Annotated in this window: 24 protein-coding genes; 21 read left to right on the top strand and 3 right to left on the bottom strand. The window is 42.5% G+C overall.

Features of this window, described 5'->3' with window-relative positions:
* Positions 1 to 7: 7 nt before the first annotated feature.
* Positions 8 to 799, bottom strand: coding sequence for a type I methionyl aminopeptidase (map, locus tag C2M30_RS11550; RefSeq protein ID WP_100913748.1), 792 nt, complete (start codon positions 797 to 799; stop codon positions 8 to 10).
* A 304-nt stretch (positions 800 to 1,103) separates the two neighbouring features.
* Here map and rpsB point away from each other — a divergent pair, with 304 nt between their 5' ends.
* From rpsB to C2M30_RS11455, 20 genes are all read left to right on the top strand, one after another.
* Positions 1,104 to 1,832 carry a 30S ribosomal protein S2 gene (gene rpsB / locus C2M30_RS11545; RefSeq protein WP_010559692.1) on the top strand — a complete coding sequence of 243 codons (729 nt, stop codon included), beginning with the start codon at positions 1,104 to 1,106 and terminating at the stop codon, positions 1,830 to 1,832.
* 111 nt (positions 1,833 to 1,943) lie between these two features.
* Positions 1,944 to 2,795 carry a translation elongation factor Ts gene (gene tsf / locus C2M30_RS11540; RefSeq protein ID WP_010559693.1) on the top strand — a complete coding sequence of 284 codons (852 nt, stop codon included), beginning with the start codon at positions 1,944 to 1,946 and terminating at the stop codon, positions 2,793 to 2,795.
* A 119-nt stretch (positions 2,796 to 2,914) separates the two neighbouring features.
* Entirely contained in the window at positions 2,915 to 3,652 is a 738-nt protein-coding gene (pyrH, locus tag C2M30_RS11535) for a UMP kinase (RefSeq protein ID WP_010559694.1), read from the top strand.
* A 22-nt stretch (positions 3,653 to 3,674) separates the two neighbouring features.
* On the top strand, positions 3,675 to 4,232 hold the full coding sequence (frr, locus tag C2M30_RS11530) for a ribosome recycling factor (protein WP_010559695.1): 558 nt from the start codon (positions 3,675 to 3,677) through the stop codon (positions 4,230 to 4,232).
* A 111-nt stretch (positions 4,233 to 4,343) separates the two neighbouring features.
* Entirely contained in the window at positions 4,344 to 5,105 is a 762-nt protein-coding gene (gene uppS / locus C2M30_RS11525; RefSeq protein WP_010559696.1) for a polyprenyl diphosphate synthase, read from the top strand.
* A gap of 50 nt (positions 5,106 to 5,155) precedes the next feature.
* Positions 5,156 to 5,485, top strand: coding sequence for a hypothetical protein (locus C2M30_RS22140; protein WP_442792808.1), 330 nt, complete (start codon positions 5,156 to 5,158; stop codon positions 5,483 to 5,485).
* Positions 5,485 to 5,991: a phosphatidate cytidylyltransferase gene (locus tag C2M30_RS22135; protein ID WP_442792807.1), complete on the top strand. Its 507-nt coding sequence runs from the start codon at positions 5,485 to 5,487 to the stop codon at positions 5,989 to 5,991. Before C2M30_RS22140 ends, C2M30_RS22135 begins: the two co-directional genes overlap by 1 nt.
* Positions 5,991 to 7,196, top strand: a complete 1,206-nt coding sequence (ispC, locus tag C2M30_RS11515) for a 1-deoxy-D-xylulose-5-phosphate reductoisomerase (RefSeq protein WP_105171725.1) — start codon at positions 5,991 to 5,993, stop codon at positions 7,194 to 7,196. The genes C2M30_RS22135 and ispC overlap by 1 nt, the downstream gene beginning before the upstream one ends.
* A complete protein-coding gene (gene rseP / locus C2M30_RS11510; RefSeq protein WP_105171724.1) occupies positions 7,196 to 8,542 on the top strand; it encodes a sigma E protease regulator RseP in 1,347 nt (448 codons plus the stop codon). The genes ispC and rseP overlap by 1 nt, the downstream gene beginning before the upstream one ends.
* 18 nt (positions 8,543 to 8,560) lie before the next feature.
* Positions 8,561 to 11,032: an outer membrane protein assembly factor BamA gene (gene bamA / locus C2M30_RS11505; protein ID WP_100913743.1), complete on the top strand. Its 2,472-nt coding sequence runs from the start codon at positions 8,561 to 8,563 to the stop codon at positions 11,030 to 11,032.
* Between the two features lie 13 nt (positions 11,033 to 11,045).
* A complete protein-coding gene (locus C2M30_RS11500; protein ID WP_010559701.1) occupies positions 11,046 to 11,567 on the top strand; it encodes an OmpH family outer membrane protein in 522 nt (173 codons plus the stop codon).
* Between the two features lie 8 nt (positions 11,568 to 11,575).
* A complete protein-coding gene (gene lpxD / locus C2M30_RS11495; RefSeq protein ID WP_105171723.1) occupies positions 11,576 to 12,595 on the top strand; it encodes a UDP-3-O-(3-hydroxymyristoyl)glucosamine N-acyltransferase in 1,020 nt (339 codons plus the stop codon).
* Between the two features lie 75 nt (positions 12,596 to 12,670).
* Positions 12,671 to 13,123: a 3-hydroxyacyl-ACP dehydratase FabZ gene (gene fabZ / locus C2M30_RS11490; protein ID WP_010559703.1), complete on the top strand. Its 453-nt coding sequence runs from the start codon at positions 12,671 to 12,673 to the stop codon at positions 13,121 to 13,123.
* Positions 13,124 to 13,126: 3 nt separating this feature from the next.
* Positions 13,127 to 13,897, top strand: a complete 771-nt coding sequence (gene lpxA, locus C2M30_RS11485) for an acyl-ACP--UDP-N-acetylglucosamine O-acyltransferase (protein WP_010559704.1) — start codon at positions 13,127 to 13,129, stop codon at positions 13,895 to 13,897.
* Positions 13,897 to 15,057 (top strand): lipid-A-disaccharide synthase, encoded by a 1,161-nt coding sequence (gene lpxB, locus C2M30_RS11480; RefSeq protein WP_105171722.1) that lies wholly within the window; start codon positions 13,897 to 13,899, stop codon positions 15,055 to 15,057. The genes lpxA and lpxB overlap by 1 nt, the downstream gene beginning before the upstream one ends.
* A complete protein-coding gene (gene rnhB / locus C2M30_RS11475) occupies positions 15,050 to 15,652 on the top strand; it encodes a ribonuclease HII (RefSeq protein ID WP_105171721.1) in 603 nt (200 codons plus the stop codon). The genes lpxB and rnhB overlap by 8 nt, the downstream gene beginning before the upstream one ends.
* A 31-nt stretch (positions 15,653 to 15,683) precedes the next feature.
* Complete coding sequence (gene dnaE, locus C2M30_RS11470) at positions 15,684 to 19,175, top strand: DNA polymerase III subunit alpha (RefSeq protein ID WP_105171720.1); 3,492 nt, start codon at positions 15,684 to 15,686, stop codon at positions 19,173 to 19,175.
* A gap of 12 nt (positions 19,176 to 19,187) precedes the next feature.
* Positions 19,188 to 20,144, top strand: coding sequence for an acetyl-CoA carboxylase carboxyl transferase subunit alpha (gene accA, locus C2M30_RS11465; RefSeq protein WP_054979858.1), 957 nt, complete (start codon positions 19,188 to 19,190; stop codon positions 20,142 to 20,144).
* 45 nt (positions 20,145 to 20,189) lie between these two features.
* Positions 20,190 to 21,494, top strand: a complete 1,305-nt coding sequence (gene tilS, locus C2M30_RS11460) for a tRNA lysidine(34) synthetase TilS (RefSeq protein ID WP_105171719.1) — start codon at positions 20,190 to 20,192, stop codon at positions 21,492 to 21,494.
* Positions 21,484 to 21,819 (top strand): hypothetical protein, encoded by a 336-nt coding sequence (locus C2M30_RS11455; RefSeq protein WP_054979856.1) that lies wholly within the window; start codon positions 21,484 to 21,486, stop codon positions 21,817 to 21,819. Before tilS ends, C2M30_RS11455 begins: the two co-directional genes overlap by 11 nt.
* A 28-nt stretch (positions 21,820 to 21,847) precedes the next feature.
* Here the strand turns inward: C2M30_RS11455 and C2M30_RS11450 are convergent, their stop codons facing one another.
* Positions 21,848 to 22,741, bottom strand: coding sequence for a GGDEF domain-containing protein (locus C2M30_RS11450; RefSeq protein ID WP_105171718.1), 894 nt, complete (start codon positions 22,739 to 22,741; stop codon positions 21,848 to 21,850).
* Between the two features lie 181 nt (positions 22,742 to 22,922).
* On the opposite strand from C2M30_RS11450, the gene C2M30_RS11445 reads away from it, so the two are divergent.
* The gene (locus C2M30_RS11445; RefSeq protein WP_105171717.1) at positions 22,923 to 24,908 is read left to right on the top strand and encodes a cation:proton antiporter domain-containing protein; all 1,986 of its coding nucleotides are present in this window, start codon (positions 22,923 to 22,925) and stop codon (positions 24,906 to 24,908) included.
* A 16-nt stretch (positions 24,909 to 24,924) separates the two neighbouring features.
* Here the strand turns inward: C2M30_RS11445 and C2M30_RS11440 are convergent, their stop codons facing one another.
* On the bottom strand, positions 24,925 to 26,082 hold the full coding sequence (locus C2M30_RS11440) for a patatin-like phospholipase family protein (protein WP_105171716.1): 1,158 nt from the start codon (positions 26,080 to 26,082) through the stop codon (positions 24,925 to 24,927).
* Positions 26,083 to 26,103: the final 21 nt, after the last annotated feature.

Raw genomic sequence — 26,103 nt, 5'->3', positions numbered from 1 at the left:
GGCCTTCTTATTCGCTGTGTTCGATCACTCTCGGAAGCTCATCATCTGATCGTAGCGTAAGAATTTCAACTCCGTTTTTAGTCACAAGTAGCGTGTGTTCCCATTGTGCCGACAGTGAACGGTCTTTTGTTACCACAGTCCACTCATCTTTTAGCAGCTTACATTGGCGTTTACCAACGTTTACCATAGGTTCAATAGTAAAGCACATGCCTTCTTGCAGTACTTCACCTGTACCCGGTTTGCCGTAGTGCATTACTTGTGGCTCTTCGTGGAATTCAGCGCCAATACCATGACCACAGTATTCACGTACGATTGAGTAATTAAAGCCTTCAGCATATTTTTGAATTGCGGCACCGATGTCACCTAAGCGAACACCTGGTTTTACCATTTCGATAGCAAGGTATAAGCTTTTTTGGGTAATTTCACATAAACGCTTTGCTTGAATTGACGGTTGACCAACGTAAAACATTTTAGAAGTATCACCGTGGTAACCATCTTTAATTACCGTAATATCAATATTGATAATGTCGCCATCTTTTAGCGCTTTATCGTTTGGAATACCGTGACAAATTACGTGGTTAACTGAGGTACAAATTGACTTTGGAAAACCGTGATAATTTAAAGGAGCTGGGATCGCATCTTGCTCGTTTACAATGTAATCGTGGCAAATCTGATTTAACTCTTCTGTGGTCACGCCAACCTTAACGTGAGGCTCAATCATTTCTAACACTTCAGCTGCTAAGCGTCCTGCAACTCGCATTTTTTCGATTTCAGCTGGGGTTTTAATCACTGCACTCATTTAGGCTCCAAAATTCTTTAAATTATGGTCAAACACGACACTTTTTAGCTAAGTTGTTTGACTGAAAATTACTCATAAAATTTGAGTTCTGTTTGTTAATATGGTATAAAGCGCGCCGTATTTTTACAATTAAAATTTAAATTTCCTCGGGATTTTTGAGTTGATTGTAGTGAATACACATAAACTTTAATTTTTAACACACACACATATCGGCACATACACTTGGGTGCAGTGAGCAAAATGCGAGCTGTTGGTGCTATGGGATATGTGGAGGCCTAACCCAAAATTACAGAGGAATATTAAAATGGCAAACGTTTCTATGCGCGATATGCTACAAGCTGGCGTACACTTCGGTCACCAAGCACGTTACTGGAACCCTAAGATGAAGCCGTTCATCTTCGGTGCACGTAACCGCGTACATATCATCAACCTAGAGAAAACTGTACCTTTATTCAACGAAGCAATGTCTTTCCTTAAAGGCGTAGCATCAAACAAAGGTAAAATCCTTTTCGTTGGTACTAAGCGCGCTGCAAGCGAAGCAGTTAAAGAAGCTGCACTACGTTCTGACCAGTTCTACGTAAACCACCGTTGGTTAGGTGGTATGCTAACTAACTGGAAAACAGTTCGTCAGTCAATCAAGCGTCTTAAAGACCTTGAAACTCAAAGCCAAGACGGTACTTTCGAAAAATTAACTAAGAAAGAAGCGTTAATGCTTACTCGTGAAATGGAAAAGCTTGAAAAGAGCCTTGGCGGTATCAAGAACATGGGCGGTCTTCCAGACGCTATCTTCGTTATCGACGCTGATCACGAGCACATTGCTATTAAAGAAGCAAACAACCTAGGCATCCCAGTAGTATCTGTTGTTGATACTAACTCAAACCCAGACGGTGTTGATTTCATCATCCCTGGTAACGACGATGCTATCCGTGCTATCCAGCTTTACACTAACGCTGTAGCTGACGTGGCTGTTGAAGGCCGTGAAAGCAACATCGCTGTTCAAGCTGAAAAAGACGACTTCGTAGAAGCTGAGTAATAGCGCTTACCAAGCTTTCATGAAACGATCATAGAAAGCTTGGTATTCTGATGATTAGGGGGAGCTTGCTCCCGCTTATTTTAAATAGATTTTGGATTTGAGGACATACTAATGGCTGTAACTGCTGCCCTAGTTAAAGAATTACGCGAGCGCACTGGCGCTGGCATGATGGATTGTAAAAAAGCACTAACTGAAACTAACGGTGACATCGATCTAGCGATCGAGAACATGCGTAAGAGCGGTGCTGCTAAAGCTGCTAAAAAAGCGGGTAACATCGCTGCAGAAGGTACAATCCTTATCAAGCAAGGTGCTGGTTTCACTGCACTTCTAGAAGTTAACTGTCAAACTGACTTCGTTGCTAAAGACGAAAACTTCCTAGGTTTTGCTAACACTGTTCTTGACGCTGCTGCTGAATCAAAAACTGACATTGAAACGCTTAAAGCTCAATTCGAAGAAACACGTGTTGCACTAGTTGCTAAAATCGGTGAAAACATCAACGTTCGTCGCGTTGAGTACATCGATGGTGACAAAGCGTCTGCATACCGTCACGGCGACCGTATCGGTGTTGTTGTTACTGGTGAAGCTGACGAAGAAACACTTAAGCACGTTGCTATGCACGTTGCTGCTTCTAAGCCTGATTTCCTTAACCCAGAAGATGTACCTGCTGAGGTTGTAGAGAAAGAAAAAGCGGTTCAAGTTGAAATCGCAATGAACGAAGGTAAGCCAGCAGAAATCGCTGAGAAGATGGTTGTTGGTCGTATGAAGAAGTTCACTGGTGAGATCTCTCTTACTGGTCAAGCATTCATCATGGAACCTAAGAAAACAGTTGGCGAATTCCTTAAAGAGAAAGGCGCGACTATCTCTGGTTTCACTCGCCTAGAAGTAGGTGAAGGTATCGAGAAGAAAGAAGAAGACTTCGCTGCTGAAGTAGCTGCACAAATCGCAGCAGCTAAAGGCGAGTAATCGACTTTTTTCACTTAGCAAAATGGCTTTTGCTTTTGCGCTAAGAGATAAAATTATTTAGAATAACCGCGCTATCATTAGCGCGGTTATTTTTTGCAACTTTTTCAGCCAGGATTACTATGAACACAAATCGTAAGCCAGTTTTTAGACGAGTTTTACTTAAATTAAGCGGTGAAGCTTTAATGGGCCAAGAAGGCTTTGGTATCGACCCATCAATTCTTGACCGTATGGCACAAGAAATTAAAGAACTTGTAGAGTTAGGCGTTGAGGTAGGTGTGGTAATCGGTGGTGGTAACTTCCTACGTGGCGGTACACTTGCTGAAAACGGTATGAACCGTGTTGTTGGTGACCACATGGGTATGCTTGCAACCGTGATGAATGGCCTTGCAATGCGTGATGCACTGCACCGTGCCTATGTAAATGCACGTTTAATGTCAGCGATTCCACTTAACGGTGTATGTGACGCGTATAACTGGGCTGAAGCAATTAGCTTACTAAAAACCGGTCGTGTTGTTATTTTCTCTGCGGGTACTGGTAACCCATTCTTCACTACAGATTCTGCTGCGTGTTTACGCGGTATTGAAATTGAAGCAGATACCGTTTTAAAAGCAACTAAAGTTGACGGCGTATACAGCGATGATCCGGTGAAAAACCCTGAAGCAACGCTTTACCCAACATTAACTTACAACGAAGTAATCGAAAAAGAATTAAAGGTGATGGACCTAGCGGCATTTACCCTAGCTCGTGACCACAATATGCCAATCAGTGTATTTAACATGAATAAACCAGGCGCGTTAAAACGTGTTATCCTTGGTGAAGATGAAGGTACGCTGATTACACATAAATCAGCAGAATAAGCTATTAGTTAGGAAGATTAACGTGATTAAAGAAATCCAACAGCATGCTGCAGAACGTATGCAAAAAAGTGTTGACGCGCTTGGCTCACAATTATCAAAAATTCGCACAGGTCGCGCACACCCAAGCCTTTTAGACGGTATTCAAGTATCTTACTACGGTGCTGATACACCACTTAACCAAGTGGGTAACGTAACAATTGAAGACAACCGTACACTTGCGATCACTGTGTTTGACAAAACACTTACGCAAGCAGTTGAAAAAGCAATTATGGCGTCAGATTTAGGTTTAAACCCTATGTCTGCAGGTACGGTTATTCGCGTACCATTACCACCGCTTACAGAAGAGCGTCGTAAAGATCTTATTAAGATCGTACGTGGTGAAGTTGAAGGCGGTCGTGTTGCAGTTCGTAACATTCGCCGTGATGCTAACTCGGACGTTAAAGCATTACTTAAAGATAAAGAAATTTCAGAAGATGAAGCGCGTCAAAGTGATGACGAAGTTCAGAAGCTAACAGATAAATACATCAAAGAAATGGATGCTATTTTAGCTGCTAAAGAAGCGGAATTAATGGAAATCTAAATCAATTTTTGAGCGCTTTTGCGCTCAATCATTGAACAACTAAATTATTAGTTTTAAAGCGCTGTCTAGGGTATACTAGACGGCGCTTTTTACTTTAGGAAACGACACTTAATGACAATCACTAAGGATGCTATTACCCAACAAAGCTTACCGCGTCATGTTGCTATTATTATGGATGGCAATGGGCGTTGGGCACAAGCAAAGGGTAAGCCTCGTGTGTTTGGTCATAAAAAGGGCGTCGAATCGGTGCGTAATGCGGTAAAGTTTTGTCGCCAACTAAATATCGAATCATTAACGCTTTTTGCATTTAGCAGTGAAAACTGGCGACGTCCGGAACAAGAAGTCAGCACCTTAATGGAGCTTTTCATGTTTGTGTTGACCAACGAAGTAAAAAAACTCGATAAAAATAACGTCAAGTTGAAAGTAATTGGTGATATTAGTCGTTTCTCTGAGAAGCTACAAAAAAGTGTAGCAAAAGCAGAGCAAATGACCATGGATAACACCGGCTTAACACTTAATATCGCAGCTAACTATGGCGGACAATGGGACATAGCAAACGCTGCGAAACAACTGGCAAAACAGGTTGAGAATGGCGAAATAGCCGCTGATGATATTGATGAAACTAAACTGTCACAGTACATTAGTATGCAAGAACAAGCGCCACTTGATTTGTTAATTCGCACAGGAGGCGACTTACGCATAAGCAACTTTTTATTATGGCAAGCTGCTTACGCTGAACTTTATTTTACTGATACACTTTGGCCAGATTTTAATGAACAGGCATTTGCAGATGCAATTGCGTGTTATGTTTCACGAGAGCGTCGCTTTGGTTGTACTGGCGAACAAATAAAAGAACTACTCGCTCAATCGTGATTTTTATAGGGTAATTTGATTTGTTAATAAAACGCATACTGACTTCTTTAGTGCTAGCGCCAGCTGCACTTGCACTAGTTTTTTTTACACCACTTGAATTGTTTAGCTTAATTGCAGGATTAATTGTATTGCTCTCAGCGTGGGAGTGGTCGGCATTTATGGGGCTTAAAAAATTCGCTTCTCGCATAAGCTATGTTGCTGGCATGGCAGTTATTCTATTTATGCGAACATGTACTGGCCGATTGAAAGCTTATGGCAAAATGGCCAACTTGTTGGCTCGGCTAATTACGTATTTACGCTTGCTGTTGCGTGGTGGCTTGTTGCCTGCGCACTGGTATGGACGTACCCTAGAACCGCAAAAGCATGGCACGCAGGCTTAATGATGCGCGCAATTGCAGGTTTACTCACCTTGTTACCTATGTGGTTAGCGCTTAATGTGCTTCGCAGCAGCGAATATGCAACAAACGCGACACAAGGCTCAGTTTTGATTATGGTTGTACTGGGTATTGTGTGGAGTGCTGATATTGGCGCTTACTTCTCAGGTAAAAATCTTGGCAAACATAAATTAATGCCATTAGTTAGCCCAAATAAAACCATCGAGGGGCTAGTGGGCGGTCTAATTTGTTCTGCGATTTTTGTTTTAGCATTTTGCTATTTTACTAAGGTGCCAAGCGATAAATGGTTTATTTACGCTGCAATGGCCGCTGTAGTTGCCTTGTTCTCAGCGGTGGGTGACTTATTAGAGAGCATGTTTAAGCGTGAAGTTGGTTTGAAAGACAGTGGCTCATGTTTACCTGGCCACGGCGGTATTCTCGACAGAATTGATAGTTTGACTGCTGCGGCACCGCTTTTCGCTGCATTTTATGCGTGGACCTTGGTGGCGTAATGCAACGTATTACCGTTCTTGGCTCTACAGGTTCGATTGGCACTAGCACCTTAGACGTGATTGCAAGAAACGCAGTTGCTTATCAGGTGTTTGCGTTGGTTGCTGGTGGAAATTGGCGCTTAATGGCAAAGCAATGCACGCAGTTTTTACCACAATACGCTGTAATGCAATGCCCTGATGCGGCAAAACAACTTGAGGCTGAAATTACGCGCTTGGGAATTTCAACCAAGGTGCTGTGTGGTCAACAAGCGGCAGCTGATGTGGCCAGTGACGATAACGTTGATGCGGTAATGGCTGCTATTGTTGGCGCCGCGGGTTTATTGCCAACACTTGCTGCGATTAAAGCCGGTAAGCGCGTGTTACTCGCAAATAAAGAGTCTCTTGTCATGTCAGGCGAGCTTTTTATTAATGCAGTTAAGCAATCAGGCGCGACGTTATTGCCGATTGATAGTGAACACAATGCGATTTTTCAGGCGATGCCAGCAAGTGTGCAAGAGCATTGTTACAGCGCAAATTTACAGCAACATGGTGTCAGCAAAATTTTGTTAACGGGCTCGGGTGGACCATTTAGAACGCGCGATTTAAGCACCTTTGCCAATGTTTCAGTTGATGAAGCTGTCGCCCATCCAAATTGGGATATGGGTCAGAAAATATCAGTTGATTCAGCCACCATGATGAATAAGGGCTTAGAGTTTATTGAAGCAAAGTGGCTATTTAACGCTGAGCCTAGTGATATTCAAGTTATCATCCATCCTCAAAGTATTATTCACTCAATGGTGCAATACACCGATGGTTCGGTATTGGCACAAATGGGCAATCCCGATATGCGTACGCCAATCGCACACGCTTTAGCGTTTCCAAAGCGCATTGAAGCGGGTGTTGAACCACTGGATTTCACTAATATGCTTGATTTTAGTTTTAACGCACCAGACTTTGAGCGTTACCCAAATTTAAAGCTTGCAATAGATGCTTGTTCAGAAGGGCAGTACGCAACAACCACAATCAATGCTGCGAATGAAGTGTCTGTGGCCGCATTTCTGGCAAAGAAAATCAGCTTTTTAGACATTTATAAAATCAATGCTCAGGTACTCGATAAAATCGCAAAGAGTCATAAACAGCTAAAAATTAATGACCTAGATATTATTTTGCAGCTTGATAGCGAAGCGCGTCATTATGCAACGAATATGATTGCAGGGAGTTGTTAATGGAATTTTTGTGGAACTTACTGTCGTTTATATTAGTCATTGGCATTATTGTTGTCGTTCATGAATATGGTCACTTTTGGGTAGCAAGGCGCTGTGGTGTTAAAGTGCTGCGTTTTTCAATTGGTTTTGGCAAACCTTTGTTTAGATGGCACGACAAACTCGGCACCGAATACGTTGTCGCGGCGATCCCACTTGGTGGTTACGTGAAAATGCTCGATGAACGTGTTGAAGAGGTTGCGAGTGATGAACGTCATTTAGCGTTTAACAACAAATCAGTTTACCAACGCATTGCGGTGGTTGCGGCAGGACCAATGGCGAATTTTATTTTCGCCATTATTGTATCTGCCATTATGTTTATGGTTGGTGTGCGCTCACTTCTGCCTGTTATTGGCGAGGTAGTGCCTGGCAGCTTAGCAGAGCAAGCAAGGTTGCAAGCAGGACAACAGATTACCGCGATAAACGACAAAGACGTATATGGCTGGCGTGAAACCTTATTGGTTTTGATGGAAAATATTGGCGAGCAGCAAGTACGCGTTAGTGTTAAAGACGATGATTTAGGTTATCAACAAACGTATCTCGATTTATCTAATTGGCAGTTAAAAGACGACGGCAACCCCATTGTTGATATCGGTATTAAACCGTTCAGACCTGCAGAGACCATGCGCCTTGGTCATGTACAAAAAGGCAGCCCTGCTGAATTTGGTGGGCTTCAGGTAGATGATGAAATTCATTTAGTTAATGGTGAAGCAATGCCATCGTGGCATGCATTTGTCACTCGAATTCAGCGCTCGCCAAATACGCCATTATTGCTTACTATAAGCCGCGGCAATGACAAGCTAAATATTGAGGTTACTCCTGGTAGCAAAAAAAGTGAGCAAGGGCTTAATCAAGGCTACTTAGGTGTGATACCCTTTGTTGAAAATTGGCCATCGTGGATGATTTCAACACAACAATACGGCGTATTTGATGCCATTGTTTTGGGTGTTGATAAGACAATTCAACTAATCAATGTCAGTTTTGCAACAGTAGTTAATTTGATAACAGGACAAGTCTCTGTTGCGAATCTAAGTGGTCCAGTGGGAGTGGCAATTGGCGCTGGAGCCAGCACCAGTAGTGGTATTATGCCGTTATTGGAGTTCTTAGTATTTGTTAGTGTAAGTATTGGTTTTTTCAATTTGTTACCGCTACCAATTTTAGATGGCGGTCATTTAATGTATTACATCATTGAACTTATCCGAAAAAAGCCAGTCTCTGAAAAGACACAAGAATTAGGTTTTAGGATTGGTGCGCTAATCCTTATATTGTTAACTTGCCTTGCGCTGTTTAACGATTTTACGCGGTTATAAAGGAAATCAAATAATAACATGGCTATAAGAAAACAATTGGCTGTAATAAGTTTATTGGGAGCGAGTTTTACTGCTCTCGGCCAACAAGACTCCTTTATTGTAGAAGATTTAAGAGTTGAAGGATTGCAGCGTGTTGCACTAGGTGCAGCATTAACGCATATTCCAATTAACATTGGTGATAACCTCGACAGTTACACAATTTCAAAAACAATCAAAGCGCTTTACGGCTCAGGCCACTTTGACAACATCAAGGTGGTACGTGATGGTGATGCGGTTATCTTTCAAGTAACCGAAAGACCAACCATCAGCATTATCGAGTTCGAAGGCAACAAAGATATTAAAGATGAGCAACTTAACGACAGTCTAGAGCAACAGGGGATCCGTAAAGGTGAACCGCTCGATATGGTTGTTGTAGATGGCCTTGAAAAAGGTCTTGTTGAGTTTTTCCACGGTATTGGTAAATACAACGCTGAGATTGAAGTATCAGTGTCACGCTTGCCACGTAACCGTGTAAAGCTAAAGCTTGAATTCAAAGAAGGCGATGCTGCGTCAATTCGTCAAATCAACATCGTTGGTAACGAGTTATTTTCTGACGAAGAACTTCTCGCATTGGCTGAATCGCGTCAAGATTTGCCTTGGTATATGTTTATGTCAAATGACAGATACCAAAAGCAAACGGTACAAGGCGACTTAGAAAAAGTACGTAGCTACTACCTAGACCGCGGTTATTTGAAATTCAATATTGATTCAACGCAAGTGTCAGTAAGCCCTGATAAAGAATCAGTATACGTTACAGTAAACGTTACCGAAGGTGAGCAGTTTACTGTTAAAGAATTCGACTTTATGGGTGACTTGCTCGGCCGTGAAGAGTTAATTCGTGCGGTTATTCCACTTAAAACGGGCAAACTATACAACGGCTCAGTGGTTACTGCATCGGAAGAGTTTATCAAAAACTACCTTGCACGTTTTGGTTATGCCAATGCTGAAGTACGTACCATTCCTGATATTGACGAAGAAAATAAAGAAGTAAAATTAACGCTATCAGTTGACCCAGGTAAGCGTATTTATGTGCGTCGTATTAACATCGGTGGTAATGAAATTACGTCGGATGAAGTAATTCGTCGTGAAATTACCCAGTTAGAAGGTGCGTGGCTATCAAATAACACGCTTGAGCGCTCTAAATTACAAGTTCAGCGCTTAATGTATATGGAAAACGTTGAGTTTGATGTATCGCCGGTACCGGGTAAAGATGACCAAGTAGATGTTGATTTTACCGTTAAAGAGCAATCAGCTGGTAGCTTTAACGCAGGCCTTGCATACGGTTCATACAATAAGCTGCAATTTAATATTGGTGTAAGCGAATCGAACTTCTTAGGTACGGGCGACCAAGTTGCGTTTAACGTAAGTACGGCTAAAGGTTCTCAAAACGTAAGCTTGTCACATACCGACCCGTATTTTACGAAAGACGGTATCAGTTTAGGTAACTCCATTTTCTTCTCAAACTTTGATGCAAGTAAATACAGCTTAATCAACTATAAGAGTAAACGTTATGGTATTGGTTCAAATATCGGTATTCCGGTAAATGCCAACAACCGACTTAACTTTGGTGCGACAGTTTCTAAAGAATTCTTATCTGAACTATCAGAATATGAACAAACACGTATTATGCGTGAGACGTTCTTAGATCCAGAAAACCCGGATGCAGGTTTCGAATTCTTAAAGCTTGAATTAAGTGCTGGTTGGTCACGTGTAACGCTTAACCGCGGTATGTTCCCAACGGCAGGTTCTAAACAAAGCTTAACGTTTAAAGCAACGACACCTAATTCAGATCTTAACTACTTTAAGATCAACTATGATTCGCGTTTCTACTGGCCATTAAGTACTAACCACAAGTGGGCATTTTCAGCGAAAGCTGGATTTGGTTACGGTAATGGTTACGGTACTACCAATGGCTACGATCAGATTTTACCGGTACAGGAATTCTTCCGTATTTCTGAAATGGATTTACGTGGCTTTGAGCGTAATACAATCTTACCAAGAGCAATCGTAGTTTCACCAAATTGGTTACCGGGCACACCAAACCCTGATGGTACGCAAGGGCCAATTGGTAGCGATCCTGAGTTTGATACTGTTATCCCTCAAGGGCGCGTAGGTGGTAACGTAAAAGCCGTGGCCGGTCTTGAAATGATTGTACCTACGCCATTCCTTGATGACGAAAACAGCAGTTCGGTACGTACCAGCTTATTTGTTGATGCAGCCAACGTTTGGGATACTGAGTTCGATATTGATCGTTACTCTAACTTAACGCCAGATCAACGTGCGTTACTTGAAGATTATTCAGATCCAAGTCGTTTCCGTGCATCAGCAGGTTTATCTATCCAGTGGATTTCGCCTATGGGCCCTATGGTAATTAGTTTTGCCTACCCACTGAAAAAAGAAGATGATGATAAGACTAAAGGCATCAGCTTCAACATTAGTAACACATTCTAAAAGGAATAAATTCGTGAATAAAATGATTAAAACAACCGCCATGACTTTGTTAGCTACTTTTCTAATGGGTGCTTCTGCAAGTTCATTCGCTCACAAAGTTGCTGTTGTAAATGTACAACAAGTATTTAGTGGTTCTCCGCAGGCGTCTGCGATTAAAGCAACGCTAGAAGAAGAGTTTCGCGAGCGCAGACAAGCACTTGAAAAACTACAAGGCGATATTCGTTTTGAAGTTGAAAAATACCAGCGTGAAAACGCAACAATGAGCAAAGCGCAAAAAGAAGCAAGCCAAAAGAAAATTCAAGAGCTACAAAAAGCATTGCAAGAGCAAGGTCAGCCACTTCAGCAAGAAATGCAAATGCGTCAAGCACAGGAAACTAAAAAGCTAGAGACTGTGATTTTTGATGCTATCGCTGCAGAAGGTAAAGCAGGTAAGTACGACGAAGTAAAACCAGCGGGTTCACTTCTTTACTTCAACGAAAAATCAGTGGATAACATCACCTCTAAAGTAGCAGAGCGTGTAGCAAAGGCTAAATAATAAAGCTTATGAAATTACAGCAAATCGCTGAGATTTTAAATGCTGAGCTGGTCGGTGACGACTCGCTCAGCATTTCTCGTATAGCAACCCTAGAAAATGCGACCGGCAACGAGATTAGTTTTCTCGCTAACAAGAAGTACCGCAGCAAACTTGCCAGTACCCAAGCAGGTGCGGTGATTTTGTCACCGCAAGATGCAGATTATTTTACTGGTAATAAAATTATTGTTGCGAATCCGTACTTAGCCTACGCATTGTTAGCGCAAGCGATGGACACCACGCCTAAACCAGCAACTAATGTTCACCCTTCGGCAATCATTGACCCAACGGCAAAGCTTGATAAATCAGTATCAGTTGGTGCCAATGTGGTAATTGAAGAAGGTGTTGAAATCGCTGCTGGCAGTTCAATTGGTGCTGGTAGCTTTATTGGTAAGGGTGCTAAAATAGGGACCAATACGAAAATTTGGGCTAATGTAACGATTTATCATCAAGTTGAAATTGGTAATTCGTGTTTAGTTCATGCTAATACCGTAATCGGTGCCGATGGATTTGGCTATGCCAATGAAAAAGGTCAGTGGGTGAAAATCCCGCAGCTTGGTACTGTTGTTATTGGCGATAATGTTGAAGTTGGCGCAAGTACAACCATCGATCGTGGCGCCATTGATGATACTATCATCGAGCGCAACGTGATTATCGATAACCAAGTACAAATCGCGCATAATGTCGTGGTTAAAGAAGGCACCGCGATTGCTGGGTGTACGGTTATTGCAGGCAGTACGACCATTGGCAAGTACTGCCAGATTGGTGGCTTGTCAGGTATCGCAGGACATATTGAAATTGCCGATGGTGTTGTTTTAACGGGTATGTCAATGGTAATCAGTGGCATTGACAAACCGGGTGTTTATTCTTCGGGTGTACCGCACAGTGAGAATAAAGACTGGCGTCGTAATATGGCACAGTTACGTCAGCTTTCAGCAATTAATAAGCGATTAAAGGCAGTGGAAAAATCACTGCCGGAGCGTGACGAGTAGTCTTCGTCACGTACTAAATTATCGCGCAGTATAAATACGGGCGCGAAGAGATTAGTTAGGTTAAGGAAACACATTTTGGCAGAACAACTAAACAGCTTTGATATTCAAGAAATCCTAAAGCTATTACCGCATCGTTACCCAATGTTATTGGTTGATAAAGTCGTTGACTTTGAGCCGGGCAAAACGCTTCACGCGATTAAAAATGTCACAGCAAATGAGCCAATTTTCACAGGCCACTTCCCTGAGCAGCCAATTTTCCCTGGCGTAATGATTTTAGAAGCATTAGCACAAGCAACAGGTTTATTAGGTTTTAAAACAACTGAAAACCGTGGCGACAATGAGCTATATTTATTTGCAGCCATTGATAACGCACGCTTTAAACAACCTGTGTTACCAGGTGACACAATGCACTTACACGTTGAATTCTTAAAAGAACGCCGCAACATGTGGAAGTTCTACGGTGAAGCGAGAGTTGACGGCAAAGTAGTGTGTTCAGCTGAGTTAATGTGTGCAAGAAGAGAGTTATAATACGTGATCCATCCTACTGCAATTATTGAGCCTGGCGCTCAACTTGGCAACAACGTAAAAGTTGGTCCTTACAGCTACATCGGCAACGACGTGGTGATTGGTGATGATTGTATCATCGAATCACACGTAGTGATAAAAGGGCCGTCAACAATTGGTTCTGGTAATCATATTTTCCAGTTCGCTTCAGTGGGTGAAGCGTGCCAAGACAAAAAGTACAAGGATGAACCAACCAAGCTGATCATTGGTGACAACAACGTGATCCGCGAATGTGCCACAATTCACCGTGGTACCATTCAGGATGAAGGCATCACCAAGATTGGCTCAAATAACTTATTTATGGCGTATACACACGTTGCCCATGACTGTGTGATAGGCAATAACTGTATTTTCGCTAATAACGCAAGTGCGGCTGGTCACGTACATATTGGCGACTGGGTAATTTTGGCGGGCAACTCAGGTATTCATCAGTTTTGTCATATCGGTTCACATGCGTTTATTGGCATGTACTCTGGTGTTAACCAAGATGTACCACCGTTTGTAACAACTATCGGCACACCAGCACGTCCTGTGGCAATCAACACTGAAGGTCTAAAACGTCGTGGCTTTGAGTCAGATGAAATCATGGCATTACGTCGCGCATACAAGCAGTTATACCGTAAAGGTAATAAACTGGATGCGGCACTTGTTGAAATGGAAAAAGAAGCCGAGCAGTTCAAAGCAGTGCAAAACATGATTGATTTTGCTAGAAACTCAAGTCGAGGGTTAATTCGTTAATGATCTCGAATGAGCCACTTCGAATTGCACTTATCGCCGGGGAACACTCCGGCGATATTTTAGGTGCAGGTTTAATTAAAGCACTAAAACAGCATTACCCAAATGCCACATTTGAGGGCATTGGCGGTCCGCGTATGCTGGCTGAAGGGTTTAAAACCCATTTTCAAATGGAAGAACTCGCCGTAATGGGCGTGTTTGAAGTAATGCCTAAGTTATTTCGTCTACTCAGCATTAAAAAGCAAATTGTACAGCGTTTTATCGATAACCCGCCGGATATTTTTATTGGCATTGATGCACCCGACTTTAACTTGCGCGTTGAAAAGCCGTTAAAGGCTGCTGGTATTAAAACTGTGCATTATGTTAGCCCATCGGTGTGGGCATGGCGTGAAAAACGTGTTTTTAAAGTGGCAGAAGCCACTAATTTAGTGCTTGCATTATTACCATTTGAAAAAGCGTTTTACGATAAACACAATATTCCATGTGCGTTTGTCGGCCATACTTTGGCGGATGAGTTGCCGCTCGAAGATGAACAAACTGCCAGTAGAGCGCTGTTTGATTTATCAGCTACAGATAAAGTGTTAGCTGTTCTGCCGGGCAGCCGAGGCTCTGAAGTTACTTTATTAAGTGAACCCTATATTCAAGCGGTGTTGTTACTTAAAGCCGAACTACCCAAGTTAAAAGTATTGGTGCCTTTGGTTAATGAAAAACGTAAAGAAGAGTTTTTAGCTGTCGCAACCAAGCTCAATGCGGCAGATATATTTACCCTTGTTGATGGCAAATCGCGTGAAGTAATGACCGCTTCTGATGCGGTGTTATTAGCGTCGGGTACGGCAGCACTTGAATGCATGTTACTTAAACGCCCTATGGTGGTTGGCTACAAGCTAAAAGCCCTGACATATCACTTAGTGACACGTTTATTTAAATTTAACATTGAACACTTCTCACTGCCTAATTTATTGGCAGGAAAGCAACTAGTGCCTGAGCTATTGCAAAATGATTTAACCCCTGAAAATTTGGCAACAACTTTAAAACCATTGTTAGAAGAAGATCAAACAGCATTAAAACAAACGTTTTATGAAATGCATAAGTCATTAAGGCTTGACGCCAGTAAACAAGCGGCACTGGCTGTAAGTAATGTAATAGAGAACAAACATGACTGAGATTATTCGTCCAAATACGCAACTTATTGCAGGTGTTGATGAAGTAGGGCGTGGTCCGCTCGTGGGCGATGTGGTAACCGCTGCGGTTATTTTAGATCCATCAAAGCCAATCGCGGGTCTTGCCGATTCAAAAAAGCTAACCGAAAAAAAGCGCTTGGCACTTTACGAAGAAATTATTGAAAAGGCGCTGTGCTTTCATATTGCCCGCGCCAGCGTAGCAGAAATTGACGAGCTTAATATTTTGCATGCTACCATGCTTGCGATGAAGCGCGCGGTGGAAGGCTTATCAATCCCAGCAGAGTTTGTGTTTATTGATGGTAATCGCTTGCCAGATATCAATGTACCTGCACAAGCCGTTGTTAAAGGTGATAGCTTAGTTGCCGAAATTAGCGCAGCATCAATTCTTGCCAAAGTGACCCGTGATAATGAAATGAAAGCACTGGATACTGAGTACCCAAATTATGGCTTTGCCGGCCATAAAGGTTACCCAACCAAGGCGCATTTAGAAGCACTTGCACTTCACGGTGTTACGCCGCATCATAGACAAAGCTTTAAGCCCGTAAAAACAATAATAGAACAGACCAACAATTGCTAATTAATGCTTGGTCAATCAAGTTAGGCAGATAATGCAAGACCCTAAATTTATACACTTACGTGTTCACAGTGATTATTCAATGGTGGACGGCTTAGCAAAAACTAAGCCTATCGTCGGTAAAATTGCAGAGCTGAATATGCCTGCATTTGCCATTACTGATCAAATGAACTTGTGCGGTTTAGTGCGCTTTTACGGTGCTGCGCATGGTGCTGGTATTAAACCCATTGTTGGCGCTGATCTGTGGTTACACAGTCCTGAATTTCCCGATGAGCCTTGTCGTTTGGTCGTACTTGCTAAAAATAATGCGGGCTATAAGAACCTTACACTGCTTATTTCCAAAGGCTATCAACGCGGCCACCTTATGCAACGTCCTATGGTTGATAGAGAGTGGCTTATTGAGCATAAAGAAGGCCTTATTTTACTCTCAGGTGCCAAAGACGGTGACTTGGGTAAAGCCTTATTAAAAGGCAATAATGATTTAACCAAATCCATTGGTAACTTTTATTTAGAACACTTTAAAGATCATTACTATATTGAGCTAACGCGCACTGAGCGCGAGCAAGAAGAAGATTATTTGCATAGTGCGGTGGCTTATGCTCAATACTCAGGTTTGCCGGTTGTTGCCACCAACGAAGTCGTGTTTCTCAATAAAGAAGACTTTGAAGCTCATGAAATTCGTGTTGCTATTCACGATGGTTTTACCCTTGATGATAAACGCCGTCCTAAACGTTTTTCAGAGCAGCAATATTTAAAAACCGAAGAACAAATGTGTGAGTTGTTCTCGGATATTCCAGAAGCACTGGAAAACTCGGTAGAAATTGCCAAACGTTGTAATGTTACCATTCAACTTGGCACTTACTTCTTACCAGATTACCCAACGGGTTCTTTGTCGATTGAAGATTTCTTAGTAAAAGTATCGGAAGATGGTCTGGAAGAACGTTTGCAGTTCTTATTCCCCGATGAAGAAGATCGCAAAGTCAAACGCGTCGAATATGATGACCGCTTAAGAATTGAACTTGACGTAATTAACCAAATGGGTTTCCCAGGTTACTTCTTAATCGTAATGGAATTCATCCAGTGGAGTAAAGATAACATTATTCCGGTGGGTCCAGGCCGTGGTTCAGGTGCAGGTTCATTAGTTGCTTATGCGCTAAAGATCACCGATCTTGATCCACTGCAATTTGACTTACTTTTCGAGCGTTTCTTAAACCCAGAACGTGTATCCATGCCCGATTTCGACGTCGATTTCTGTATGGACCGACGCGATGAAGTAATCGACCACGTTGCTAAACTCTATGGCCGTGATGCGGTATCGCAGATTATTACTTTTGGTACGATGGCGGCAAAAGCGGTAATACGCGATGTAGGCCGTGTACTAGGTCACCCTTATGGTTTTGTTGACCGTATTTCAAAATTAGTACCGGGCGATCCGGGTATGACATTGGCAAAAGCCTTTGATGTTGAACCGCGTTTACCAGAGGCCTACGACACAGACGATGAAGTAAAAGAACTTATCGATATGTGCCGCATTTTAGAAGGCTGTACACGTAATGCCGGTAAACACGCCGGTGGTGTTGTTATTTCACCGACAACCATTACCGATTTCGCCGCACTTTATTGTGATGATGAGGGTAAATTCCCGGTTACCCAATTTGATAAAAATGATGTAGAAACAGCGGGTCTGGTTAAGTTCGACTTCTTAGGGTTACGTACTTTAACCATTTTGCAGTGGGCTATTGATATGGCCAATGAGCGCTTAACGCGTGAGCAAAAAGAACATATCGATATTGCCGCTATTCCGCTAAATGATCCGCCGAGCTTTGAATTACTACTGCGCGCAGAAACCACCGCAGTATTCCAGCTTGAATCACGCGGCATGAAAGACCTTATCCGTCGCTTAAAGCCTGACTGCTTTGAAGATATGATCGCACTGGTTGCACTTTTCCGTCCAGGTCCATTGCAATCGGGCATGGTAGATAACTTTATCGACCGTAAGCACGGACGTGAAGAAGTGTCCTACCCCGATGCGCAGTATCAGCACGAAAGCTTGCAGCCTATCTTAGAGCCAACCTATGGCATTATTCTTTACCAAGAACAGGTAATGCAGATTGCTCAGGTACTAGCAGGGTATAGCCTTGGTGGCGCTGACTTACTGCGTCGTGCAATGGGTAAGAAAAAGCCGGAAGAAATGGCCAAGCAGCGTTCAACCTTTGAGGATGGTGCAAAGCAAAATGGCGTAGACGGCGAACTTGCGATGAAGATCTTCGACCTTGTAGAAAAATTCGCAGGTTACGGCTTTAACAAATCGCACTCGGCAGCATACGCGCTAGTATCTTATCAAACGCTTTGGATGAAAACCCATTATCCAGCAGAGTTTATGGCGGCGGTAATGTCTGCCGATATGGATAACACCGATAAAATTGTTACCCTTGTTGATGAATGTGAGAATATGAAACTCACATTATTACCGCCTGATGTGAACTCTGGTTTATATAAGTTTACGGTAAATAATCAAGGCGAAATTGTTTACGGTATTGGGGCAATTAAAGGTGTAGGTGAAGGCCCAGTAGAGGCAATTTTAGAAGCGCGAGAAGCGGGCGGTCCATTTAAAGATTTATTCGATTTCTGTGCGCGCGTCGATATTAAGCGTTTAAATAAACGTGTGATTGAAAAACTGATTATGTCCGGCGCGATGGATAAATTGGGTCCAGAGCAAACACAAAGTGCACGCTCTATTTTAATTGCCAGCTTACCTGATGCGCTTAAATCGGCCGATCAACACAATAAAGCTGAAGCATTAGGCCAAAGCGATTTATTTGGTTTATTGGCAACGGAGCCTGAGGAAGTTGCCGCAGCATTTGTGCAAGCACCTAAATTTACCGATAACGAATGGCTAGAAGGTGAGCGCGAAACACTGGGACTTTACTTGACCGGTCACCCAATTAATCAATACCGTATTGAGCTTAAAAATTATGTGTCGGGTCGACTTGTCGATTTACAACCGACGGAACGTGATGTAACGTCTACAGCGGCAGGTTTAGTGATTAATGCGCGTACCTTAATTAATAAAAAAGGAAAGCGTTGGGGACTACTGACACTGGATGATAAAAGTGCCCGAATTGATATTCGTTTATTTCCTGAACAGTTCGAAACTTACCAAGAACTGCTGCAAATGAACAATATCTTGGTGATATCTGGTGTGGTCAGCTTTGATAACTTCTCAGGTGGTATTACAATGACCGCTCGCGAAGTTGCAAGTATTGAATCTGTTCGTGAAAAGCGGGTTAAAAACATAAAAATGACGGTGAAAATGCAGGAAGTGAGTGATAACTTCTTGTCTCGATTAGAGCATACCATCACCCCGTATAAATTTGGTACTTGCCCAATAAGAATTCAATATGAACGCCCAGATGCAACAACTGAGCTTTCATTAGGAACACAGTGGTGTGTTACACCCAGTGACGAGTTACTTGCTAATCTCTCACGCTTAGTAGCACAGAATATTGAACTAGAATTTAATTAGGTAGTTTAGAGCATGAGTCTCAATTATCTTGATTTTGAACTTCCAATTGCAGAGTTGGAAGCAAAAATTGAAGAACTTAAAAATGTAGGTCGCGGTGGTGAACTGGATCTGAGTCTAGAAGAAGAAGTTTCACGCCTTAAAGATAAGAGCGTAGAGCTGACCAATAAAATTTTCTCTGATCTAGGTCCATGGCAGGTTTCGCAGCTTGCTCGTCACCCGTTACGTCCGTATACCAAAGATTATATCGAACGTATTTTCACCGAGTTCGACGAATTAGCAGGCGACCGCGCATTTGCTAACGATCCGGCTATTGTAGGCGGTATTGCACGTTTAGATGGCGAACCAGTAATGGTTATCGGTCAACAAAAAGGCCGCGATACAGCAGAGAAAATTAAGCGTAACTTTGGTATGCCAAAACCAGAAGGCTACCGTAAAGCGTTACGTTTAATGGAAATGGCTGAGCGTTTTAATATGCCAATCATCACGTTTATCGACACGCCAGGAGCATACCCAGGTGTTGGTGCTGAAGAACGTGGTCAAAGTGAAGCAATCGCTAAAAACCTTAAAGTGATGGCAGGCCTTAAAGTACCAGTGATCTGTACGGTAATTGGTGAAGGTGGTTCAGGTGGTGCATTAGCAATTGGCGTGGGTGACCGTGTTAATATGCTTCAGTACAGCACATACTCAGTAATTTCACCGGAAGGTTGTGCATCAATTCTTTGGAAAAGTGCAGAAAAAGCGCCGCTTGCAGCAGAAGCTATGGGTGTAAGCGCTGATCGTGTTAAGAGCTTAGACCTAATCAACTCGATTGTTGAGGAGCCACTAGGCGGTGCACACCGTAACTACGATGCAATGGCTAAATCGCTTAAAGCACAAATTAAACGTGACTTAGGTGATTTGAAAGCTTTATCATTAGAAGAAATGTTAGAGCAGCGCTACGAGCGTTTAATGTCTTTTGGTTACTGCTAATTAAAAGATTTTGGAAAAAGCCGCATTTTGCGGCTTTTTTTGTTTATGAAAGATATTTATTCCACTTTTAAATATGAGCTTAACAACACCGAAAAAACGCGCTTTACGGTTGCGCTTTCGGGTGGTGTTGACTCGGTTGTATTATTACATTTAGCGAAGCGTTTTCGCGATGAATTCACGCACATTGAAATCGACGCTGTGCATATCAACCATGGCTTAAGTGATAATGCCAATATGTGGCAGGCGTTTTGTACCGATTTATGTCAACAATGGCAAGTCCCGTTTAAGGCGTACCGAGTAAGCGTGAAAAAAGCTAGTCGTGAAAGCTTAGAGGCGGTGGCGCGCACGGCACGTTACAACGCACTAAAAGCGCACTTGCATAGCGATTCAGAATTATTACTTGGACAGCATCTTGACGACCAAGTGGAAACGTTTTTTATTCGTTTAAAACGCGGGGCAGGGCTGTTGGGTTTAGGTGCGATGAAACAGCGCACGCGCATTGAAAATGGGTTACCAGTATTTCGCCCGTTATTAGGCATTATGCGTAAAGACATTGTTGAGTACGCAAAGGTTCAGCAACTTTCACACATAAATGATGAATCAAATCACGACGATCGCTTTGACCGAAATTTTTTACGCAATAAAATCCTTCCTGAACTTAATAAACGCTTTAAGGGCTTTAGCAATACAGTCGCTCGTGTAGTGAATTTACTGCAATCTCAACAACAATTGCTGGATGAATACATTACCGAAGACGCGAAAAAGTGTATTTTTCATCAGCGTTTTCTGCTCAATGAAGTGATTGGTTTTTCTCGCGCGCGCATTGATAATTTAATACGTTATTGGCTACAGCAAAATAACCTAGTTTTGCCATCTCAAAAGGTGCTAGATCAAGTTTACCAGCAAGCATTTAACGCAAAAATAGATGCGCAAGTGAGTATTGAATGTTGTGGTTTTGCGATTAAGCGCTACCAAGATGCTTTATTTATCGTGTTACCTCAGGCGGTGCCTGAAAATCAAGATAACATTGGGCTAAGCTCAGTGATTATTGAGAGCCAAGAGTTTAGTGTAGAAAAAAGAGCGCAAGGTGCACGCGCGCCATTTATGGATGAGCAGGTTAATCTGCGTTTTGATATTGGCGCTGAAAAGTTTACCTTACAACACCGAAACTGTACTAAATCGGTTAGCACATGGCTAAAAGAGGCTGGTATACCACCTTGGCAACGCCCATTGGTTGCGGGAATTTACTATAACAATCAACTTGTTCAAGTGATTGGCTTGGGCATATCAAAACATGCATACGCCGAAAACGGGCTATGTTGGCAACAAAAGGAAACAAATGAAAACTAGTCAAGCAGTTGGTTTTTCACTTATTGGGCAAGCTTATATCGGCTTAATTGTATTTGCAGTGGTGTTGGCGGTGAGCCTTATTTTTTCGTTTAATCTTACTGTGGTGCTCTATGGCGCTATTTTTGGCGCGATTACTGCTGCATTGCTGTTGTGCTATTGGTTAGGAAAAGGCGGAAGTTTCTTTTTGTTAGCGGTAATGTGTCCACTTATTTGTATTATCGTGACACCAATTACCAGCTTTTTTGAAATAGCCAATGTGCTCGGGGCTTTTTTTGTCGGTTTGTGTTTGCTGCTGACCGGTTATCGTCTAAAAAAAGGAAGCTAATGCTTCCTTTTTTCTTTCTGGCTACGCCTTAGTTTGTTTTGCAACAATCCCGTCCGTCTTGTTTTGCAGCATAAAGCGCTCTATCTGCACGTTCAAAAATGCTGTTAGGAATATCTTTTGCCTTACTTAATGAAAAACCAATGCTGGTGGTTACTGAATGGGTTTTCAGCAGTTGGTGACTGTGCACGCGTTTTTTAATGCGATTAGCTAAGATATGACTTACGTCAAAGTTGTCGTCATCAATTAAAATGGCAAATTCATCACCACCAAACCTAAATACGGTGTCTGTGCCCCTTACACAGTCTGTCAGAATATTGGCAAAATCGATCAATACTTGATCGCCCACTTGGTGCCCATGTTGGTCGTTTACTTGCTTAAAGTTATCTAAATCTAACAACATTAAGCCAAAGCTGCGGTGATGACGGCGGCTTCGCTCAAGTTTGCGGTATAGGCAATCGTCAAACATGCTGCGGTTATTTAGCCCGGTTAATGCATCTTTGGTAGCCAGCTTTTTCACGCGTGAAAACAACAGTGCATTGCGCAGAGGGTAGACAAGTGCGGTATGTAATCTTGCTAATTTCTGCTTTGCGTATTGTGGTAGATTTTGGCAAAAGTAAATAAGCTGGCCAAGACGTTCGCCATCAGCCATCAGATCAAAGGCGTGGTTTTCACCTTCAATTTTACTGCCAGTCATTTCAATTACCCCTTCGGTACTATGAAATTGTAGGCCTGCAAATTGCACTACGCGTGATGCTTCAACCGAAAAGATGTTTAATAATTTTGTAAGCTCAAGTGTTTTTTGAAGTTGCGTTACTAACGCATGGGTATGGCTTATGTCATTCTGTTCAGAATAGATCTGGCCATACGGCAAATAATCGCCGTTGCTGTCTGTTTGACGCGTTAAAACATGTACGTTTTCCACTTAACTACCCTCATACTACCGCAAAATATTAAGTACATGGATATTTAAGCAAAATCTAAGCCATTTTTATTAAGTGGCAGAAAAACAGATACTTGCTATATTTAATTGATTAGAGAGACTCGCTTCTAATGAATTCGTCATTTTTTCGACATAACGCATATTACGATGGCAGAGGTGGTGTTTGCAGCATACGTTTGGTGTTTACTTCTATATATTGATTGCCGCTGTGGTTCTGATTTGGCTGTTTAAACGCTTTAATCTGCCACCCATTTTAGCTTATTTAGCGGTGGGCATCCTTGCCGGTAAAGACGGCTTTGCGTGGCTTGAACAAAGTGAACAAATGCACTTTATTGCCGAACTTGGCATCGTTTTTTTGCTGTTTAGCTTAGGGTTAGAGTTTTCAATTCCTCGTTTACTGGCTATGCGCCACATTGTTTTTGGCGTTGGCGTAATGCAAGTCGTAATCACTACCTTAGTGGTTATGGTGCTATTGTGGTTATTTGGAATTTCAATGATAGCGGCGTTTAGCATTGGTAGTTTAGTTGCCTTGTCGTCAACTGCTATTGTGGTTAAACAAGTCAGTGGCTCGCCATTATTGCGCTCAAGGCCAGGGCAGCTGGCAATTGGCGTTTTGCTATTTCAAGATATCGCGGTAGTGCCTTTATTAATCGCACTTCCGCTTTTGGCAAATGGCTCAGAGTCGTTATGGACCACCATTTTAACGGCGTTGGCAAAAGGCGGTGTGGTTATTGCGCTATTGATGGCTGTTGGCAAGTGGGTACTACCGAGAATTTTCAGTGAAATAGCGCAAACACGCAGTGATGAGTTATTTGTGTTGACCACCATTTTGGTTGCACTTATTGCGGCAGCGATAACGTCTGCTTTTGGCTTGTCCATGGCACTAGGTGCTTTTCTAGCAGGCATGATGTTAGGTGAAAGTGAATATAAGCATCAACTAGAAGCCGATATTCGTCCATTTAGAGATATTCTAATGGGGTTATTTTTTATCACCATCGGCATGCAGCTTGATATGGCATTTGTTGTGGCTAACTTGCAATGGATTGCACTCGGGTTATTTGGCTTGCTGACACTGAAAGTGGCGATTACGTATTTTGTGACGAAAGTCGCTGGCGAAAATCATGAAAATGCGTTGGCAAGCGCACTTATGTTATGCCAAATGGGGGAATTTAGCTTTGTCTTAATATCACTCGCATTAAAATACGCTTTGTTAAATTCGGCGAATGCATCCTTGCTGTTGTCGGTTGGCGTATTAAGCATGGCGATAACGCCTTATTTGGTGGATAACGGTGCTTTGCTGTCGTATAAAATTCTCAACAAAGTTGCCCCTAATTTACTGACAAAAAATAGTCAAAGTTATGACAACGGTGATGCCCAGTTCGACGAGTTTAGTCAACATGTTGTGATTTGTGGCTATGGCCGTGTAGGGCAAATTATTGCGCGTTTTTTAAAAACGGAAGCCATACCGTTTGTTGCGATAGATAGTGACACAGTGCGCGTTAAAGAGGCGCAGGCCGCTGGAGAAAATATCTATTTTGGTCAGGCAAAGCAAAAAGAGGTGCTAAAAGGTGCCAATATTGCAAAAAGCCGCCTAGTGATTATTACCTTCGCCGATAAAGATAGCGCATTTGCAATTATTAACAGTATTAAGCAGCTTGCGCCCAAGGTTAAAATTTTAGTACGCATGCGCGATGATAGATATTTATCTGAGCTTAAAGATAAAGGCGTTACAGAAGTGGTGCCGGAAAAGCTAGAGGCCAGCCTTATGTTGGTATCACATGTACTGTTTTTAACCGGGGTGCCGATGCGCCGTATTTTAAGGCGTGTGCAAGCAGAGCGTAGCAATCGCTATGGCTTACTGCATGGTTATTTCCCAGGTGATAGTACGCCATTGACCCCCGATTCATCTGATCACCTTGAATTTTTGCATGCAATCGCGATTACCGAAGATGCCTATGCACGAGGATTATCTTTAGGTGATTTAAACTTAACTAAACGACGAGTCGATGTAACCGGACTTCGCCGTGATGGTAATGAATTAAGTTTCCCGCCAAGTGACACTGTATTAAAAGCGCAGGATATTTTAATTGTGCGCGGCAAACCGCGCCGTGTTGAACGTGCTGAGCGCTTTATATTAGAAGGGCGCTAGCCCGTTTATAGTAAACTTACTGCATATTGGTGAACTCTAAAAACGCCATTATTTCATCTAATTGTGCCAAACCATCTTGGTAGCCAATATCAATCAAATGCTGGGTGTATTCCTTTTCAAAGAGTAAATAACTCACCAGTGACGATTCTGAATGCTTTTTTACACCAATACTGCGCAGTAGCATTTTTATTGGCACAGGCATAGTGTCGTAGTACTGCGTTGCAATGGCATTAAAGTTTTGCGAGGGGTTTATCACAAAGTGCGCGATGCGCTTAAGTTCTTTATGTTTATCGCGCGCAGGAATAAGGGACAAAGTTCGGTTAATACGTTCTAGCCGTTCAATGTCTGCACGTAAGGTGTCGGAGAAAATGGTATCGAGCAAATGGCCGGCAATCGTTGAAATACCGGGGTAGTGTGGCTGAAAACCAAAATATTTATTATCGATAGGTTGCTCAACACCAATTACAAAGACTTTTTCCGCGCCTAAATGAATTGCAGGGCTCAGCGGAGCATGTTGGTGCACTGAGCCATCGCCAAAGTAGCCTTGACGAATTTTGGTGCTCGGGAAAACCATAGGAATGGCACTGGATGCCATTAAATGTTCAATATTAATTGTGGTTTTTTCACCACGCCTTTTAGCTCTGCGCCAAGAGCTGGCATGTTTAGCTTGGAAAAACGCGACGGAATCACCGCTCGAATAACTGGAAGCCGTAATCGATAGTGCTTCTAAATAGTCGTTGCGAATATTATTGTCGATGCGTTTTAAATCGAGTACTGAGCGCAATAATTCTCGTAGTGGTTGGTTATTGAGCAAGCTCGCGGGTGGGTGGTTTTCATAATCCGACTGAAAACTACGTAACATATTAATAAAAATATGACCAAAAACCGATGAAAAGTTGGTGTGATAAACCTGCTCGGTGCGAAAATTTTTCCACACATGTTCTAACTTTTTAACGGCTAGCTGATAGCACGAAGCGTAACAACCGAGCGCCGTTGCATTAATTGCGCCCGCAGATGTACCATTTATGATGGCAAATGGCGTTACTTGATTACGCGGCAGGTTTTTCGCAATCGCTTTTAAAACGCCTACTTGATAAGCCGCTCGTGCGCCACCACCAGTAAGTAGTAATGCAATTTTTGTTTTATGTTTTGAACTATTCCCGCTACTATTCATCAGATACTTTGTATTCTCCCT

This window comes from Pseudoalteromonas sp. T1lg24, from assembly GCF_002964745.1.
Taxonomy (GTDB): domain Bacteria; phylum Pseudomonadota; class Gammaproteobacteria; order Enterobacterales; family Alteromonadaceae; genus Pseudoalteromonas; species Pseudoalteromonas spongiae.
This window is presented reverse-complemented; position numbering and strand designations above follow the sequence as displayed.

Excerpts from the sequence above, each read along its gene's own strand:
- uppS (WP_010559696.1), top strand. The coding sequence starts at position 4,344 with ATGACAATCACTAAGGATGCTATTACCCAACAAAGCTTACCGCGTCAT.
- rpsB (WP_010559692.1), top strand. The coding sequence starts at position 1,104 with ATGGCAAACGTTTCTATGCGCGATATGCTACAAGCTGGCGTACACTTC.
- rnhB (WP_105171721.1), top strand. The coding sequence starts at position 15,050 with ATGACTGAGATTATTCGTCCAAATACGCAACTTATTGCAGGTGTTGAT.
- pyrH (WP_010559694.1), top strand. The coding sequence starts at position 2,915 with ATGAACACAAATCGTAAGCCAGTTTTTAGACGAGTTTTACTTAAATTA.
- lpxB (WP_105171722.1), top strand. The coding sequence starts at position 13,897 with ATGATCTCGAATGAGCCACTTCGAATTGCACTTATCGCCGGGGAACAC.
- ispC (WP_105171725.1), top strand. The coding sequence starts at position 5,991 with ATGCAACGTATTACCGTTCTTGGCTCTACAGGTTCGATTGGCACTAGC.
- bamA (WP_100913743.1), top strand. The coding sequence starts at position 8,561 with ATGGCTATAAGAAAACAATTGGCTGTAATAAGTTTATTGGGAGCGAGT.
- tilS (WP_105171719.1), top strand. The coding sequence starts at position 20,190 with ATGAAAGATATTTATTCCACTTTTAAATATGAGCTTAACAACACCGAA.
- tsf (WP_010559693.1), top strand. The coding sequence starts at position 1,944 with ATGGCTGTAACTGCTGCCCTAGTTAAAGAATTACGCGAGCGCACTGGC.
- map (WP_100913748.1), bottom strand. The coding sequence starts at position 799 with ATGAGTGCAGTGATTAAAACCCCAGCTGAAATCGAAAAAATGCGAGTT.
- accA (WP_054979858.1), top strand. The coding sequence starts at position 19,188 with ATGAGTCTCAATTATCTTGATTTTGAACTTCCAATTGCAGAGTTGGAA.
- dnaE (WP_105171720.1), top strand. The coding sequence starts at position 15,684 with ATGCAAGACCCTAAATTTATACACTTACGTGTTCACAGTGATTATTCA.
- rseP (WP_105171724.1), top strand. The coding sequence starts at position 7,196 with ATGGAATTTTTGTGGAACTTACTGTCGTTTATATTAGTCATTGGCATT.
- lpxD (WP_105171723.1), top strand. The coding sequence starts at position 11,576 with ATGAAATTACAGCAAATCGCTGAGATTTTAAATGCTGAGCTGGTCGGT.
- C2M30_RS22135 (WP_442792807.1), top strand. The coding sequence starts at position 5,485 with ATGATGCGCGCAATTGCAGGTTTACTCACCTTGTTACCTATGTGGTTA.
- C2M30_RS11440 (WP_105171716.1), bottom strand. The coding sequence starts at position 26,082 with ATGAATAGTAGCGGGAATAGTTCAAAACATAAAACAAAAATTGCATTA.
- C2M30_RS11455 (WP_054979856.1), top strand. The coding sequence starts at position 21,484 with ATGAAAACTAGTCAAGCAGTTGGTTTTTCACTTATTGGGCAAGCTTAT.